At 60.3% G+C, this 17,709-nt stretch carries 14 protein-coding genes; 2 read left to right on the forward strand and 12 right to left on the reverse strand.

Annotated elements, in window-relative coordinates:
• Positions 1-1,227: an RtcB family protein gene (locus tag AC07N4_RS13495; protein WP_493066664.1), complete on the reverse strand. Its 1,227-nt coding sequence runs from the start codon at positions 1,225-1,227 to the stop codon at positions 1-3.
• Positions 1,228-1,584: 357 nt separating this feature from the next.
• Positions 1,585-3,132 (reverse strand): vWA domain-containing protein, encoded by a 1,548-nt coding sequence (locus AC07N4_RS13500; protein WP_493066663.1) that lies wholly within the window; start codon positions 3,130-3,132, stop codon positions 1,585-1,587.
• 205 nt (positions 3,133-3,337) lie between these two features.
• On the opposite strand from AC07N4_RS13500, the gene rtcR reads away from it, so the two are divergent.
• Positions 3,338-4,939 (forward strand): RNA repair transcriptional activator RtcR, encoded by a 1,602-nt coding sequence (rtcR, locus tag AC07N4_RS13505; protein WP_493066662.1) that lies wholly within the window; start codon positions 3,338-3,340, stop codon positions 4,937-4,939.
• Positions 4,940-5,281: 342 nt separating this feature from the next.
• Positions 5,282-5,539, forward strand: coding sequence for a hypothetical protein (locus AC07N4_RS13510; RefSeq protein WP_493066661.1), 258 nt, complete (start codon positions 5,282-5,284; stop codon positions 5,537-5,539).
• A gap of 107 nt (positions 5,540-5,646) precedes the next feature.
• On the opposite strand, the gene AC07N4_RS13515 is transcribed toward AC07N4_RS13510, so the two are convergent.
• The 10 genes from AC07N4_RS13515 to iolE all read right to left on the reverse strand — a co-directional run bounded on the left by AC07N4_RS13515 (position 5,647) and on the right by iolE (position 17,685).
• Positions 5,647-6,669 carry an ABC transporter permease gene (locus tag AC07N4_RS13515; protein ID WP_007956055.1) on the reverse strand — a complete coding sequence of 341 codons (1,023 nt, stop codon included), beginning with the start codon at positions 6,667-6,669 and terminating at the stop codon, positions 5,647-5,649.
• A gap of 57 nt (positions 6,670-6,726) precedes the next feature.
• Positions 6,727-8,292: a sugar ABC transporter ATP-binding protein gene (locus AC07N4_RS13520; protein ID WP_102621584.1), complete on the reverse strand. Its 1,566-nt coding sequence runs from the start codon at positions 8,290-8,292 to the stop codon at positions 6,727-6,729.
• Positions 8,293-8,362: 70 nt separating this feature from the next.
• Positions 8,363-9,289 carry a sugar ABC transporter substrate-binding protein gene (locus AC07N4_RS13525; protein ID WP_085732515.1) on the reverse strand — a complete coding sequence of 309 codons (927 nt, stop codon included), beginning with the start codon at positions 9,287-9,289 and terminating at the stop codon, positions 8,363-8,365.
• A gap of 160 nt (positions 9,290-9,449) precedes the next feature.
• Positions 9,450-10,499 (reverse strand): Gfo/Idh/MocA family protein, encoded by a 1,050-nt coding sequence (locus AC07N4_RS13530; RefSeq protein WP_493066660.1) that lies wholly within the window; start codon positions 10,497-10,499, stop codon positions 9,450-9,452.
• Positions 10,500-10,565: 66 nt separating this feature from the next.
• A complete protein-coding gene (iolG, locus tag AC07N4_RS13535) occupies positions 10,566-11,591 on the reverse strand; it encodes a bifunctional inositol 2-dehydrogenase/D-chiro-inositol 1-dehydrogenase (RefSeq protein WP_102621561.1) in 1,026 nt (341 codons plus the stop codon).
• Between the two features lie 35 nt (positions 11,592-11,626).
• Positions 11,627-13,558: a 3D-(3,5/4)-trihydroxycyclohexane-1,2-dione acylhydrolase (decyclizing) gene (gene iolD, locus AC07N4_RS13540; RefSeq protein WP_493066659.1), complete on the reverse strand. Its 1,932-nt coding sequence runs from the start codon at positions 13,556-13,558 to the stop codon at positions 11,627-11,629.
• 47 nt (positions 13,559-13,605) lie between these two features.
• On the reverse strand, positions 13,606-14,427 hold the full coding sequence (locus AC07N4_RS13545) for a TIM barrel protein (RefSeq protein WP_493066658.1): 822 nt from the start codon (positions 14,425-14,427) through the stop codon (positions 13,606-13,608).
• A 25-nt stretch (positions 14,428-14,452) separates the two neighbouring features.
• Complete coding sequence (locus AC07N4_RS13550) at positions 14,453-15,955, reverse strand: CoA-acylating methylmalonate-semialdehyde dehydrogenase (protein ID WP_493066657.1); 1,503 nt, start codon at positions 15,953-15,955, stop codon at positions 14,453-14,455.
• A 30-nt stretch (positions 15,956-15,985) separates the two neighbouring features.
• Complete coding sequence (iolB, locus tag AC07N4_RS13555) at positions 15,986-16,795, reverse strand: 5-deoxy-glucuronate isomerase (RefSeq protein WP_102621557.1); 810 nt, start codon at positions 16,793-16,795, stop codon at positions 15,986-15,988.
• A complete protein-coding gene (gene iolE / locus AC07N4_RS13560) occupies positions 16,792-17,685 on the reverse strand; it encodes a myo-inosose-2 dehydratase (protein ID WP_102621556.1) in 894 nt (297 codons plus the stop codon). The genes iolB and iolE overlap by 4 nt, the downstream gene beginning before the upstream one ends.
• Positions 17,686-17,709: the final 24 nt, after the last annotated feature.

Below are 17,709 nucleotides of genomic sequence, written 5' to 3' on the forward strand. Positions count from 1 at the left end.
CTATCCCTTGACGCACACTACCTGACGCAAGGTGTGCAGCACTTCCACCAGCTCGCGCTGGGCGTGCATGACTTTGTCGATGTCCTTGTAGGCCATCGGAATTTCATCGATCACCGCAGCATCCTTGCGGCATTCAACGTGCGCGGTGGCACGAATCTGATCTTCAACGGTGAAGGTGTTTTTTGCCTTTGTACGGCTCATGGTCCGACCGGCACCGTGGCTGCAGGAGCAAAACGATTCTTCGTTGCCCAGACCGCGCACAATGAAGCTCTTGGCACCCATCGAACCGGGAATGATCCCCAACTCGCCCTTCTTCGCCGATACCGCGCCCTTGCGGGTGACCAGAATGTCTTCGCCGAAATGCCGTTCTTTCTGCACGTAGTTGTGATGGCAATTCACCGCCTCCAGCGCCACTTCGAACGGCTTGCGGATAATCTGCCGCGTGGCCTGAATCACGGCCTGCATCATCAACGCGCGATTCTGCTTGGCGAAGTCCTGGGCCCAGCCCACCGCCTCCACGTAATCATCAAAGTGCTGGCTGCCTTCTTCGAAGTACGCCAGGTCACGGTCCGGCAGGTTGGCGATGTGCTGACGCATATCCGCCTGTGCCATCAGGATAAACAGGTTGCCGATGGCGTTGCCGACACCCCGCGAGCCGCTGTGCAACATGAACCAGACCCGATTCGCCTCATCCAGACACACTTCGATGAAGTGATTGCCGCTGCCCAATGTTCCGAGATGCCCACGGTTGTTGGTGTTGGCCAGTTTCGGATACTTGTCGGTGATTGTCTTGAACCGTGGATGCAGCGCCGCCCACGCCTGATCGGCCTGCACCGGAATCTCGTCCCAGGCGCCCTTGTCCCGCCGTGATCGGGTCGAACTGCGGCCATGGGGCACCGCCTGTTCGATGGCACTGCGCAGGCCATGCAGGTTGTCCGGCAAATCAGCAGCAGTCAGAGAAGTTCGCGCAGCAATCATGCCGCATCCGATATCGACTCCGACCGCCGCCGGGATGATCGCGCCTACCGTAGGAATCACGCTGCCGATGGTCGATCCCTTGCCCAGGTGGACATCCGGCATCACGGCGAGGTGCTTGAAAATGAATGGCATCTTCGCCGTATTCATCAGTTGCTCGCGGGCTTCGTTTTCCACCGGAACGCCTTCCGTCCAAAGCTTGATCGGCTTGCCGTTGGCAACTTCCAGCAGTTGGTAAGTGTGTTGTTTCATCATCTCGATTCTTTATTGTCTGGCCGATGATTCGGCGCGGTTACACAGCCTTCGGCGACAAGGTTGGGTGAAACATGCAGCGCGCTCTACCGCTGAGCTACGACCTTTCGGTCGACGGGATTCGAACCCGTCCCCACGCCGTCCTGTAGTTCCACCGGCATTCGCCGGGCAAATTCGAAAAAGGTGGCACGACAAAGGTTGATGACTGTTGCGCGTCGCCGCGCACCGGGGTTAGCCGGCCTCAGATGTACAGCCATCGGCATTCGTGCCGTCACGCGCACTGACAAGGGTTTGATGAGACGTCTTGGATGTAGTCCCACCGGCATTCAGTGCCCGTGACAAATCAATTATTCAGCTTCATTCCATACGTTCGATCGCTTCGACCCAGTGCTGCGGGCCGTACCGGCCGGCAGTGAATTGCTCGATCACATCAAACACCGCGTCACTGAAACCGCCGACATTCAGGATGTCGTCGCGATCCGCCGCCGGTGTCGCCCAACCCGGTTGCAGGTCGATACAGATCAGGCGTGCTTGCGGGTTGAGCCGCTTTATCCGCTCCCATTGCAGCATCGTTTCACTCGCTCCTCGACGTCGCGCATCGATCCAGGATTCGTTGTCCGACACCATGATCAACGTATCGACTTTGGCCTTGCTGTCCGCCAGCTTCTTCAGCGGCGCCGAACAGCAGGTTCCACCACCGAAAATGCCCGCAAGCTTTTCGGCATTGCTGATCACACTGTCCCGCGGGTTGAGCGTGATATCCACCACGTCGACCTCGAACGGCATCACTCGCGCGGCCGGCTGCTTGCGCAACACCGCTGCCGCGATCAACGCCGCCACATCGATGCAGCGCACCGCCGTGGTCGCGCCCTGCCGGTATCCGGTCAACGGGCTGCCCATCGAGCCGGAGACGTCCGGGCAGACCACCACCGCGCCTTCAATCTTCGGCACATTGCTCAACGACAACTCAAGTGCATCTTGCAGCGCCTCGCGTATCGGCGCCGGGACGTCATCACCGATCATTCGATACGCCGTCAGCAACTGGTACGGATACACCCGCGCCCTGGCGACTGCTTCGGGATCCGCCAAGCGTGCGGCCACGTATTCGGTGCAACCCGGCACTTCAAAAGCACCATGGCGCGCCAGGGTGTTGAGGTTGATTCGAAGCCCCTGCCAGCCCATGTTTCGCGCTTGAGCAGCCCACTGCTCTTTGCTCAGGGTTTCATTGCCGAGCAATTGAAAAGGCACCTCTGGTACCTGATCACTTGCACCACTGCGGAACGCCAGCAGATCGCGGGTCAGTTCCGGCAATGCCTGCACATCCACCGGTTTGCCGATCAGCCAAGCGAAGAATGCTTCGCGCCAGGCTTCGGAAGGCTTGGGATGAACCATTTTCACCACGTCCGCCAACGAGGGCTGATTGCCGATCGACGCTTGCAGCAGTTGCCGCTCGGTCGCGCTGTTCAGCCAGTTCTGCACCAGCCGCTTGGGCTGCGAGCCGAGGGATTTGCGCCCCGTGGCACCACTGCGCAGGATCTGTACGAAGTTGCGCAGCATCTTGCCACTGTCGACGATCCCTCCGAACACCTCCGGTACCAGCACCGAACGCTGGGCGGTCAGCGCCGCCAACAACAAGGCCGGCATGTCTTTCATATGGCCCTTTTGGCGGGCGTATATTGCGGCGTTGGCCACAAAACGGCTGTCCAGTTCAGCCACCAGCTTCAACACCTGATCCAGCTGGTTTTCAGCCGTTGCGTAAAAGGTCTGGTTCAGACAACCGGTCACTGCCAACTGGGCCAATTGATGCTTGGGCGTATAGGCATAGGCGGCCGCTCCAGAAGCATTCAAGGTGTCGCACGCCGGCAGGTTGTTCGATTGTGTGTTGAAGAGGTTGAAATTGGCCATCGTGGCGTCTCGCTGTGTTGTCCTGTTCGTTGCAAGAGGTATTGCAGCCGCCGTGCCAGCTTTGAAAAAAGCATCAGAAAATAATTTAACTATTTGATTTATATAGATATTTATTTTTATTGCGATGATCTCATAACGTTAAGCACGACAAACCGATTCGCAGAACACTATCATTGAATATCGTCTTTTATCTTTTGAGATAGCCATGCAAAACAAGCGCACTGTTGCCATCGGTTTTATCGGAGCAACCCTCGATCGCGTGGGTAAAGGTGCCAATCGCTGGAACCACTGGCGCCCGAGCGTGGGCCTGTGCCAGCAGCCGGATGTGTTGATTCATCGACTGGAACTGATTCACGGCACAGACGCCCGAGACGCCAGCCTTGCCGAGCGAGTTCGCGAAGACATTCGCCAGGTATCGCCCGAAACCGAGGTCTGCCTGCACCCGATGACGCTGCGCAACCCGTGGGATTTCGAAGAGGTTTATGGCGCGCTGCATGACTTCACCACCGAATACACCTTCGATACCGAACGCGAGGACTATCTGGTCCACATCACCACCGGCACCCATGTGGCGCAGATCTGCTGGTTCCTGCTGACCGAGGCGCGCTACCTGCCGGCACGACTGATCCAGACCTCCCCCGCCCGCCGCAAGAGCGAAGATGAGCCGGCCACCGGCACTCACGCGCTGATCGATCTCGACCTGTCGCGCTACGATCGCATTGCCACTCGCTTTACCAACAAGCGCCTCGAAGGCCTGGAGTTTCTTAAATCCGGCATCGCCACACGCAACGCCGCGTTCAACCGCTCCATCGAACAGATCGAACGCGTCGCCGTGCGCTCGAAAGCGCCGATGTTGCTGATCGGCCCGACCGGGGCCGGCAAATCCTTCCTCGCTCGACGGATCTACGAACTCAAGCGCGGCCGCCATCAAATGCAAGGACGCTTCGTTGAAGTGAACTGCGCCACCCTGCGCGGCGACGGCGCGATGTCCGCGCTGTTCGGCCACGTCAAAGGCGCCTTCACCGGCGCGCAGAATGCCCGCGACGGCCTGTTGCGCGCCGCCGACGGCGGCATGCTGTTTCTCGATGAAATCGGCGAACTGGGCGCAGACGAACAAGCCATGCTGCTCAAGGCCATTGAAGAGAAGCGCTTCTTCCCGCTCGGCTCGGACAAGGAAGTCGACAGTGACTTCCTGATCATTGCCGGCACTCACCGCGACCTGCGTAGTCGTGTCGCCGAAGGCCTGTTCCGGGAAGACCTGTACGCACGAATCAATCTTTGGACATTTGATCTGCCCGGCCTGGCCGGCCGTCGAGAAGACATCGAACCCAACATCGATTTCGAGCTCGAGCGCCACGCACGCGAGCACGGTCAACTGGTACGTTTCAACCTTGAAGCGCGCAGGCGCTATCTGGCCTTCGCCAGTTCACGCGAAGCGGCGTGGCTAGGCAACTTTCGCGAACTTTCAGCCTCGATCACACGCATGGCAACACTGGCCGACAGCGGCCGAATTGATGAAACGCAAGTGCAGGAAGAAATTGATCGACTTCGTTATGCCTGGGGGCTGAAGCATCCGACAGGAGTGACGGACGATTTACCGGGAGATGCCGAAGGCATGGACCTGTTTGACCGATTGCAATTGAAGGCCGTACTGGCAGTGTGTAGAGAGTCAGATAGCTTGTCGGATGCTGGCAGGCGCTTGTTCGGCGTGTCCCGACAGGCGAAGGCGCAGCCCAATGATGCCGACCGATTGAGAAAGTATCTGGGACGGTTTGGGATTGAATGGAGCCAGCTGCGCGAGCCGTGAAGCATGGCCGCAATCCTCTGTACCGTTGAGATAAACCGCACCACAGCGCAACACAAGCACCGAGCGAAGGACAGACACGGACGGAGTTACTGGAGTTTTTCTCAAACCTGCTATCGGCCCTGGGCAGCTTCGAGACGTCCGGCCAAAAGCCTCGCAGAGTCTTCACCCGCGGATTTGTCGTGGTCTGCGTCTTTGTGGCGATCATCGAGCTGTTCATACTGAGCCACATCTATAGCGGGCATCCATGAACGAATAGATACGAGATTCCGCCCGTCACCCGACGGGCACCTTACCCGCCTCTGCTCTTCCAACGTATGCCCACCTGACGCGGAAGCCCCGACGATGAACAGAACCATTGCAGCCCTTATGCTTGGAAGTCTTTTATCTGCCACCGCACCGCTTGCGATGGCGGGAAGCACCGTCCCGCCCACCGGTATTCCCGGAGTCAACCAGGGCGGCACCGAATCCAAGGAAGAAAAGGCCAACAAAAAAGGTGAAGAGGCCTCGGGTTCAAACTCCGGTGCAGAGTCCCACGAGACAGAGAAGGGTGCGCAAACATCCAGCGGGTCAAAGGATGGGGTAGAAGAAAAGAAACCCTGAACGACTTTGCCGCCTCAGCAGTTTTCTCAGGCACAAAAAAGCCGATCTCTCCGATCGGCTTTTTTGTGTGACGCTCATCCCGCTTTAGCAGGCCAGGACGATGAATTTCAGCGCTTGAGCTTGCGCTTGTTGCGGTATTGGTCGATCACCACCGCGACCACGATGATCAGCCCCTTGATGATGTCCTGAATGTAGGCATCGACCCCGACGAACGTGAAACCGCTGGCCATCACCCCAAGAATCAGAGCGCCGATCACCGTGCCAGTGATTCGCCCCACCCCGCCTGCCAGGCTCGTACCACCGATGACCGCGGCAGCAATCGCATCCAGCTCATAGGACATGCCCATCCCGGCCTGCCCGGTGGCCGCTCGGGCCGAAGCCACTACGCCTGCCAAACCCGCCAGCAACCCGGCGATGCTGTAGACGATGACCAGATGGCGCTTGACGTTGATACCGGACGTACGCGCCGCCTGCATGTTGCCGCCGATGGCGTAGGTGTATTTCCCGTATTTGGTGTAGCGCAGCGCAATGTGGAAGATCACTGCCACCACCAGAAAGATGATCACCGGCATCGCGCCGTGGCCGATGGCCGTGTAGGAATCCGAGAGCATGCTCACCGGCTGGCCTTCGGTGTAGTAACGCGCCAGGCCACGGGCCGAAACCATCATGCCCAGCGTGGCAATGAACGGCGGAATCCCGGTGATAGCGATGATGCTGCCGTTGATCGCCCCCGCCAGCAACCCGACACCGAGCCCGGCAATCACGGGAATCCAGACCGGCAAATCGGTCAGTGACGGGAACACCGCACGGGCGAAATCCGATGTCTGCGCCAGACTGGCTGCGATCATCGCCGACAAGGCGAGCACCGAGCCCGACGACAGGTCGATCCCGGTGGTGATGATCACCTGGGTCACGCCAATCGCCAGCAGGCCGATGATCGACACTTGCAGAATCATCAGCACCAGCCGTTGGGAGTTCATCAGAAAGCTCTGGTCGCGTACGATCCAGCCGAACAGTTCGAACACCAGGCCGATGCCGATCAGCACCAGGAAAATGCTCAGTTCCGTCGGAAAGCGCCGGCGACTCTTGACCGGTGCCGTGGCCGGTTTGTTTTCCAGTATCGCGTTCATAACCACTCACCTTTCTATCGCATCATCGACGGCGGCCTCGGCCACCACCGGCATCCATTAATGAACCGAGGACAGGCCCGAAGCCAGTTGCATCACCCGCTCCTGAGTCGCCTCGCTGCGGTCGAGGGTGCCCATCAGGTCGCCCTCGTGCATGACCATCACCCGGTCGCTCATGCCGAGCACTTCCGGCAGCTCCGAAGAAATCATGATCACCGCCATGCCTTCGCTGGCGAGGTAGGCGATGAGCCGGTAAATCTCGGCCTTGGCGCCTACATCGATGCCACGGGTCGGCTCGTCGAGAATCAGGATGCGCGGATTGGTCATCAGCCAGCGGGCCAGCAAGGCTTTCTGCTGATTGCCACCTGACAGGGTGTCGATGCACTGCTCCAGCGACGGGGTTTTAACCCGCAGCTTCTTGCACATGTCTTCGCACAAGGCGCGCAAGGCTTTTTGCTGGATGAATCCGTGGCCGGTGTAGTGCGGCAGGACGGCCATTTCCATGTTTTCCAGCACCGAGAGGCACGGGAACAGACCACTGAGCTTGCGATCCTCGGTCAACAGCGCGAAGCCCTTCTCGATCGCCATGTGCGGGTCGCTGATGCGCACCACCTCACCATCGAGACGGATCTCGCCACCATCGCTGGGCGTGATGCCGAAGATCGCTTCGGCCACGTTGGTCCGGCCGGAGCCCATCAACCCGGCGATGCCAAGGATTTCCCCGGCGTGCAGGTCGAAGGAGACACCCTTGAAAATGCCATCCAGCTTGAGGTCGCGCACTGACAGCAGCAGATCGCCAATCGGCTTTTCGCGCACCGGAAACAACTGGCTCAATTCGCGACCGACCATCATCGAAATCAGGCTGTCGCTGTCCATGGAATCAGCCCGTTGCAGACCGATATAGGCGCCGTCGCGAAATACCGCCACTTCATCGGCGATCGCGAACACTTCGTTCATTTTATGGGTGATGTAGATGATGCCTTTGCCCTGGTTTTTCAGGTCGGCAATGATCGAGAACAGATGGGCGACTTCCTTGTCGGTGATGGCCGACGTCGGTTCGTCCATGATCAGGATGTCGGAGTCGTAGGACACGGCTTTGGCGATCTCGACCATCTGCCGCTCGGCGATACTCAGATTGCCGACCTGCTCTTCAGGGTCGAGATTGATCCGCAGACGCTCCAGCAGTTTCGCCGTGCAGCGGTGCATTTCCCGGTGGTCGATCATGTGAAAGCCGTTGAGTTGCTCGCGGCCGATCCAGATGTTTTCGGCGATGCTCATGTGCGGCATCAGGTTGAGTTCCTGGTGGATCATCGCGATCCCGGCCTGAAGCGCTGCCAGCGGCGTTTCGAACACCACCGGCTTGCCCCGAAGGCGCAGCTCGCCGGCGTCTGGCTGGTAGATGCCGGCGATGATTTTCATCAGGGTGGATTTACCCGCGCCGTTTTCTCCCATGAGCGCCAGCACGGAACCGGGACGTACCCGCAGTTGCACGTCGGACAACGCCACCACACCGGGGAAACCCTTGCTGACATTGAGGATCTCCAGCAAGTACGGCTCTTCGACAGGTATTGAAGTGGGCGGGCTCCCCGTCAAAGGGGTGCTCGAAGCAGTCGCTGAAGCGAACATGATCAGGTACTCCATCAGCAAGGTCGCGTTCGCCACCTTGCGGGCTTATTGTTGTTATTGAACGGACGGACTATTTGAACTGGTCAACGTTTTGCGGCGTGATCAGACGAAACGGCACCCAGACCGCCGGCTCGACCGGCTCGTTCTTCGCCATTCTCACTGCGGTATCGATGGAGCCGTCGGCCTGACCCTTGGCGTCCTGGAACACGGAAGCGGCCAGCGAGCCCTTCTTCACAGCATTCAAGCCATCCGGCGTACCGTCGACACCCGCGATCAGCACGCTGCCTTTTGCGACGCCGGCCTGCTGCAGGGCCATCGCGGCACCGATCGCCATTTCGTCGTTGTTGGAGACGACCGCGTCGAACTTGCGGCCCTGGGTCAACCAGTCGTTGACCAGCGTCATGCCTTTATCCCGCAGCCAGACGCCGCTCTGCTCCTGCTCGACCTTGATGTCCGGGTATTTGGCCAGCACCTCTTTGACGCCCTTGGTGCGATTGGTGGTGGAGTTGTTCGCCAGATCACCCAGCAGAATCACGATGTCGCCCTTGCCGCCCATCTTGTCGGCCAGGTACTGCATCTGCATCTCGCCGGCCTCCAGGTCGTTGGAAGCAACGGTTACTACACCTTTGGGCAGGTTCAAGTCATCGGGACGACGGTTGACGTAGACCAGCGGAATCCCGGCCTTCACCGCCGCTTCAGTGATCTTCTTGGTGGCGGCGGTATCCACCGGATTGACCACGATGGCGTCGACCTTCTGGCTGATGAAGCTTTCGACCTGGCTCAATTGCTTGACCACGTCGCTGCGGGCGTCTTCGAACTGCAGCTTGACGCCGTCGGGATAGGACTTGGCTTTCTTGTCCATGGATTCACGCAGGTAGGTCAGCCAGGTGTCATCGAACTGGGACATGCTGACACCGATCTTCATATCGGCCAGCACAGCGCCGCTGGCAAACATCAGGGACAAGGCCAGTGAAGCAAAACGGGTCTTGGTCTTCATGAAAAGTCTTTCTCCACATTCTTGTTGGTTTTATGGATGAGGCATGACGATTTCAGTAAGCGGACAAGCAGTCGAGGCGTTGGAACGTATCGCGAGACAGTAAATCTGGAATCGACTTTATTGGAAAATATTTTCCATATCAACCTATTTTAGAATTTTATTATGATTTTATTCCATGGCTCGCAAACTCACTCAGCTCCACCACTTGATGACGTTTGAAACTCAGGCGCGCAGCGTCTAGCACGCGGGTTGTCGCCAGTGCATCACGGGCGTCCACGGGCAGTGGGCCACCGTTTTGCAACGAGATTTGTAGCTGTAAATAGAACTGACTCCAGCATCCTCGTTCGGAAGGAACCCGTTCGCGCTCTTCTCCGTGCTCGAACCAGCCCCAACGCCGGTGCTCCTCGACGCCCCAGCGCTCGCCTTCGGTTTTCGGCGAGAGCCCGGCCAGCGCCATGGCCTCCTGCCCATCGAGCCCCTCGACGCTGTAACAACCCAGCGTGCCGCTCACCCGAAAGCGCGGGCCGGGGCTGTTTTCCAGGCAACTGCCGCCCAGGTGCGAGGTTACGCCGCTGGCATGGGTCAGGGACATGAAGAAGCCGTGATCGAACGCCTGGTCTTTCTCCAGGTAGTCCAGTTCGGCGTAAACCCGTGTCACCGGGCCGAACAGCAACAGCGCCTGATCGACCAGATGACTGCCAAGATCGCGCAGAAAACCACCGCCGCTGCCGTTGTGAACCGACGAGGGCGAGTAACGCTCGATCCGCGATTCGAAACGGCTGACCTGGCCCAGCGCGCCGGATTCGATGAGTTTGCGCACGGTTAGAAAGTCCGAGTCCCAGCGTCGGTTCTGATAGACGCTGAGCCGCACACTTTGGCGCTCGGCCATGGTGATCAGGGTTTGCGCCTGCTGCCAATCGGCGGCGAACGGCTTGTCGCTGACCACCGCCACCCCGTGTTCGATGCCGTCGAGCACCAGCGCCGGCCGCCCCTTTAGGGGTGTCGACACCACCAGGACATCGATCCCGGCTTCCACCAACTGGCCGATGCTGTCGAAGGCCGGCACACCGGGATGCTCCGCCGCCAGCAACTGTCGGCGCTCCACCGAACGGGTGACCACGCCGACGAACGTCGCCGCCGGCAGACTGCTGATCAGCGGAGCATGAAAAAACCGGCCGCCATGGCCGTAACCGACAAGTCCGATGCGCATGTCTGAACTCCTTCTTCTTGTTATGTCACCGCGTCTCGGAAAAACGCGGTGGTTGTGGGAGCAGCGTTAACCGTAGAACCTCGGGCGATCAGGCAGTGCAACGTTGACGATCGCCCCGCTGTTCTGCGCTTCGATGCACGCATCGGCGGCAACCGCGGCGGCGAACCCATCCCACGCCGAAGGCCCACCCACCTGCCCTGCCCGCACGCCATCGATGAACGCCTGCAACTCGACGTCATAGGCCGCGATGAAGCGATCCTTCCAGTCCATCAGAATCGCGTTGGACAGCTTCGCTCCGCTGCGCAATTGCACCTGGGACGGCTCCGGCAGTCTGGCGATGCCGGTCTCCCCCACCACTTCGCACTGAATGTCATAGCCGTACTGACAATTGACGAAAACCTCCACGTCGATACGCGTGCCCTTGGCGGTTTCCAGCAGCACGATCTGCGGATCTTTCAGATGCGCGAGAGCCTTGCTGCTCTTGCGCGGGAACACCACCTGCACCGAAACATAATCGTCGTCGAGCAACCAGCGCAGCACGTCCAGCTCATGGATCAGCGTGTCGGTGATCGCCATGTCGGTCTTGTAGTTTTCACCTACGGTCGGGTTGCGGTGGGCGCAGTGCAGCATCAACGGCTCGCCGATCTGGCCACTGTCGATCACCGACTTCAACGCGCGATAACCTTCATCGTACGGACGCATGAAACCGACCTGCACCAGCCGCTTGCCGTGGGCCTCTTCGGCCTCGACGATCTTGCGGCAGCCTTCGGCGGTGACAGCCAGCGGCTTTTCGCAGAACACCGGTTTGCCCGCCGAAATCGCAGCCAGCACGAACTCTTCGTGACTCGGGCCCCAGGAGGTGACGAGGATCGCCTCGACGTCCGGCGCCTGGATCAGCGCGTGGCCGTCGGGATAGACCTCGGCGGTCAGCTTCAGGTCTGCCACGACCTTGGCCGCCTGCTGCAAATTGATGTCGGTAACCGCGACGACCTGGCTGTTGAGCAAGGTCTGGCTGCACCGACGGATGTGGTCCTGGCCGATGGCACCGGTGCCGATGACGCCTAGCCGCAACGCTTGGGAAAACAATGACATGAAAGGATTCCTTGTGGTTGTTCGATTCAGGGCAATCAGTACTGACGGGCCTTGGCCAGTCGTTCGTTCAGGGTTTTGGCCGCCGCTTCGGTACGGGCGCTGGTGGAGACTTGCGCCACGCCGACCCGCCACCACGACAGGTAACCGTGAATCATGGTCTTGGGCAGAACCTTGATGTCGATCAGGGTCGAGACCGTCTGCAAGCGCGCATCGGCCAGCGCCGCCTGCAGCTCTTCAACGGTGTTCACCTTGTAAGTCTTGCAGCCGTAGGCCGCCGCGCTCATGGCGAAATTCACCGGCACGAAAGCGCCGTCGAGCTGGCCGGTCTGCAGGTTGCGGAAACGGAACTCGGTGGCAAAGCTGTCCATGCCGTTGCCCATCTGCAGGTTGTTGATGCAGCCGAAGGTCATGTTGTCGAACAGCACCACGTTGATCTTGCGCCGCTCCTGGATCGAGGTGGCCAGCTCCGAGTGCAGCATCATGTAGGAGCCGTCGCCCACCAGCGCATAGACCTCGCGCTCAGGCTCGGCGAGCTTCACGCCCAGCGCAGCGTTCACCTCATAGCCCATGCACGAATATCCGTACTCGACGTGATAGGTGTTCACCCCCTTGCTGCGCCAGCTGCGTTGCAAGTCGCCGGGCAGGCTGCCGGCGGCGGCGACGATGACCGCGTCATCGGCGAGGGTTTCATTGAGCACGCCGAGCACGCGACTCTGGGTCAGGCAGGAGCCGGTCAGCTCAATGAATTCGCGCAACACCGCCGAATCGAGGTGGTCGTTGATTTCCGGGAGGAAATCCCGGGCCTGATAGTCGATCTGATAAAGGCGATCCACCTCCTCGTCCAGTTGCGCCCTGGCCTGACGGGGTTCATCGCCCCAGCCGGAACGGTAGTCGCCCAGCGCTTCAGCCAGCGCCGACAAACCTGTTCGGGCATCCGCCAGCAGTTGCACACCATCGAGTTTCAGGGCATCGCACGGGCTGATATTGAGGTTGAGAAACTGCACGTCAGGGTGCTGGAACAAGGATTTCGACGCGGTGGTGAAATCGCTGTAGCGGGTGCCAACACCGATGATCAGATCCGCCTCTTTGGCCAGCAGATTCGCCGCCAGGCAACCGGTTTCGCCAATACCGCCGACGTTCAGCGGATGGCCGGAAACCACCGCACTCTTGCCGGCCTGGGTTTCAGCGAAAGGAATATCGAAACGCTCGGCAAACGCCTGCAACGCCGCGTTGGCGCCGGAATATTTGACGCCGCCACCACAGATGATCAACGGTTTGCGCTTGCCTTTGAACAGCGCCACGGCATCGCCGAGCATCGCTTCGGTGGCCGGACGACGCTCGATGCGGTGCACGCGTTTTTGCAGGAAGTAATCGGGATAATCGTAGGCTTCGGCCTGCACATCCTGCGGCAGGGCCAGGGTCACGGCACCGGTTTCGGCGGGGTCGGTGAGCACGCGCATGGCGTGGATCGCAGCGCTCATCAATTGCTCGGGGCGGTTGATGCGATCCCAGTATTTGCTCACGGACTTGAACGCATCGTTGGTGCTGATACTCAGGTCGTGGAACTGTTCGATCTGTTGCAACACCGGGTCCGGTTGACGACAGGCATAGACATCACCCGGCAACAGCAGCAAGGGAATCCGGTTGGCGGTCGCGGTGGCGGCAGCAGTCAGCATGTTCGCCGCACCCGGCCCCACGGACGAGGTGCAGGCGTAGATCTTGCGTCGCAGGTGCTGCTTGGCAAAACCGATCGCCGCATGGGCCATGCCTTGTTCGTTGCGGCCCTGATGGACGATCAGGTCACCGCTGTCCTGCTCCAGCGCCTGCCCCAGACCCAGCACGTTGCCGTGACCGAAAATGGTAAAGATCCCGGCGACGAACTTGCTCTGAACGCCATCGACCTCGATGTACTGGTTGTCGAGGAATTTCACCAGGGCCTGAGCCATGGTCAGTCTTGTTGTGGTCATAACCGCACCTTTCAAATTCAGATCCGCCCCCTCTGCGAGGGGCACTGTCAACTCAGGGAGTTGCTCAGGTGGTCCATGCTCGCGCCAATCGCCGTCTGGATATCCGCCAGGCCATGGACGCTGTCGGCGAATGGTTCAAACGACAGGTAGCCGCTGTAGCCGCCAGCGAGCAGGCTGTTGATTTGTGCCGCGTTGCCGAGAATGTCGTCCGCCCCCACCAGCACCCGGTGACCATCGCAAAGGGTCGCCAGCGGCGCCTCGGACTCCTCGACACCGGAGATGTGCACCAGCCCGGTCAGCTCGGGAAAAAACTCTTGCTCGCCGGCCAGGTGGTGATGAAAGGTGTCATGCACCAGGCGGAACATATCCAGCCCGCCGACCGCCTTGATCGCCTCCACCGCCGTGCGTTTGCGGCGCAGCGAGCAGGCTTTGAAACCCAGAGGCTCGATGAATCCCAGAAGGCCGTGATCACGCAGGATCGGCGCCAGCTCGCTCAACGCGGTGCGCAGGCCCGACGCACGCTCGGCCACGCTGCGCGGATCGGCGCGATCGTTCAACGGGCACATCACCAGCCCCCGCGCACCACAATCGCGGGCATAGGCAGCCAGCTTCAAGGCCTGCGCGCGGCGCTCGTCATTCCACACATCAAACGGATACAGCGCGTTGATCGACAGCACGCTGATGCCATGGGCCGCGCACAACTCACGCACGTGTTCGGGTGCGGTGCCGTCATCGATCTCGACGCCTTTGAGGTCGTTGCGGATCTCGATGGCGTCAGCCTTGAGGGTCACCGCCAATTCGATGAACGCCGGCAGGGATAAACGTGGAGCGACCATTCGGTTCAGGGCAAAACGCAGGGGAGTACTCATTCTTGTTGTTCTCCGCGCACGTGAATTATTTGGCCGTCGGCATGCTGAATTCCGGGCCCTTGGCAATGCTGTCGGGCCAGCGCTGCATCACGCTTTTGTAGCGACTGTAAAAACGAATGCCTTCTTCCCCGTAGGCATGGTGATCGCCGAACAGCGAGCGCTTCCAGCCACCGAACGAATGCCAGGCCATGGGCACCGGAATGGGCACGTTGATGCCGACCATGCCGACCTTGATGGTGCGGGCGAAGGCACGGGCTATCCCGCCATCGCTGGTGAAGCACGACACGCCGTTGCCGAATTCATGGGCGTTGATCAGCGCCACGGCACTGGCGAAGTCCGGCACACGGACAATGCCCAGCACCGGCCCGAAGATCTCCTGCTGATAGATGCTCATGTCGGTGGTGACGTGATCGAACAGCGTCGCGCCGACGAAAAAGCCCGCCTCGGCCCCCGGCACCTTGAAGTGGCGGCCATCGACAATCAGCTGCGCGCCCTGGGCCACGCCCTGATCGATAAGGCCTTCAACCCTGGCCTTGTGTTCGGCGGTGACCAGCGGGCCCATGTCGTTGTCGCCTTGCAGACCGTTGCCGACTTTCAACTGATCGATGCGCGGCAACAGTTTGGCAATCAGTTGATCGCCGACTTCGCCGACCGCAACCGCAATTGAAATTGCCATGCAGCGTTCACCGGCCGATCCGTAAGCGGCGCCGATCAAGGCATCCGCCGCTTGATCCAGATCCGCGTCGGGCATGACGATCATGTGATTCTTCGCGCCGCCCAGCGCCTGCACCCGCTTGCCGCGCGCGGTTGCCTGCTGGTGGATGTACTCGGCAATCGGCGTCGAACCGACAAACGAAATCGCCTCGATGTCCGGGTGCTGCAGCAAGGCGTCGACCGCCGCCCTGTCGCCCTGGACCACGTTGAACACACCGTCCGGCAAACCGGCTTCGGTCAACAGGCGAGCCATCAGCAAACTGGCGGACGGATCGCGCTCGGACGGTTTGAGGATGAAGCAGTTGCCGGTGACCAGCGCCAGCGGAATCATCCACAGCGGCACCATCACCGGGAAGTTGAACGGCGTGACTCCGGCGCAGACGCCGAGCGGCTGACGCAGGTTCCAGTTGTCGATGCCGCCGCCGATGTTGTCGCTGAACTCGGTCTTCAACAGGTTCGGTGCACCGCAGGCGTACTCGACGATTTCAATGCCTCGTGTGACTTCGCCCTTGGCGTCGGAAAAGACCTTGCCGTGTTCGCGACTGATGATTTCGGCCAGTTCGTCGTGATGACGATCGAGCAATTCCTTGAACTTGAACATCACCCGCGAACGGCGCAGGGACGATTGCTCGGACCAGGCCGGGAATGCCTTGAGCGCCGATGCGACGGCAGCGTCCACGGTCTTCTGGCTGGCCAACCCGACCCGCGCCTGAACGCCGCCGGTGGCCGGATTGAAGACATCGCTGAATCGTTCGCTACCGCTGTCCTGCACCTGACCGTCGATGTAGTGGCCTATGACCGGGGCGTCGCTCATTGTTCTTGTTCTCCGTGCGAAAGTTGGAATTCAGAGATCCAGCAGCCAGCTGTGCTGCGGGTCGTTATGGAACTGCCAGACGCGTTTCGGCCCTGCCATCACGTTCAGGTAATAAGATTCGTAGCCATACGGCACGCTGACCGGGTGATAGCCCTTGGGCACGACCACCAGATCGCTGTTTTCCACGGCCATGGCTTGATCGATGCTGCGGTCGTCGGTGTAGACCCGCTGGAACACGAAGCCTTGGGGCGGGTTGATCTGGTGGTAGTAGGTTTCTTCTAGAAAGCTCTGGTGTGGCAGGTCGTCGGTGTCGTGCTTGTGCGGCGGGTAGCTCGACGAGTGCCCGGATGGCGTGCGCACTTCCACCACCAGCAGCGAATGAGCCGGCTCGCTGTCCGGCAGGATGTCGCAGACATAGCGGGTATTGGCGCTCTTGCCCCGCACGCTGCGCTTCATGGTTTCAGGCCTGATCAGGCGCGGACCGAGACCCATGGTGGTCGAACCGGGAGCCGCGCAAACCGCCACTTGCGCATCACTCAATGCCACCACCTGCGCCTGACTGCCGGGTGGCAAGTACGCGGCGAACGGGGATTTGTCTTCGAACACCGACTGGCGATCACCGAGGTTGTCCCAGTTGAAGGTCCCCAGCCCCAGTGCCTCGCCGTGGATGCCGACCCGACCGCTGAGCAACACCAGGCACAGCTCCTTGTCGCCCGCCGCGACAGGCAAGGTTTCACCCAGGCTCAACCGGTAGGCGGCGAAACCGACGTATTGCAACTCACCTTCAGCCAGCTCGACCATGGTCCGGCCACGGGCATTGCTTTTGACCAGCAGGCTCATCGTGCAGCCCTCTCGTCGAGCAGCGCGCGCAAGGTGTCGAAGCCTTTTTTCGCGTAGACGTAACTCGGCGCCACTGCCGGATCCTGCTCGGCTTCGACCACCAGCCAGCCGTGGTAATCGGCCGCCAGCAGCACGTCCAGCAGTTCGGCGAAGTCGATGTCGCCATCCCCCGGCACGGTGAACGTGCCGTTGATGATGCAGTCGGGGAAGCTCCACAGATTGTTACGCGCCAGTTGCACCACCGGTTTGCGCACGTCCTTGAAGTGCACGTGGCAGATGCGCGACAGGTGTTTGCGCAGCACCTGCAAGGGTTCACCGCCGCCCATGTAGCAATGGCCCGAATCGAACAGCAGCCCGACTTCACTGCCGGTCAGCGCCATCAGGGTGTCGATGTCCGACGGGGATTCGATGTAGGCGCCCATATGGTGGTGATACGCCAGACGCACGCCTTGGGACAGGGTGAAGCGTGCCAGTTCGGTCAGCTTGTCGGCGTACTGCTGCCACGCCTGTTCGGTGTGAAAACGCGGGCGCTCGACCAGCGGAATACGCTGGCCCTGAATGGAATCGGCGACTTCACCGTAAACCAGCACGTTCGCGCCGTTCTTCGCCAGCAACTCGACATGGCTGGCAATCGCGTCGATTTCCTCGGCGACCGAACGGCGCACCAGGCGACTGGAATACCAGCCGGACACTAGCGCCAGGTCATACGGGCGCAGCACGTCGCCAACGCCTTTGGCGTCCTTGGGAAACTTGCCGTTGAGTTCGAAGCCTTCATAACCGATGACCTTGCCTTCGCTGAGGGCGGTGCTCAGCGGTGTTTCACCACCGAGGGACGGCAGGTCGTCGTTGCTCCAGGAAATCGGGTTGATGCCAATTCGGATAGCGGGCATGGCTGCACCTTTTATTGTTATTTC

Source organism: Pseudomonas sp. GW821-FHT09E04, from assembly GCF_059416185.1.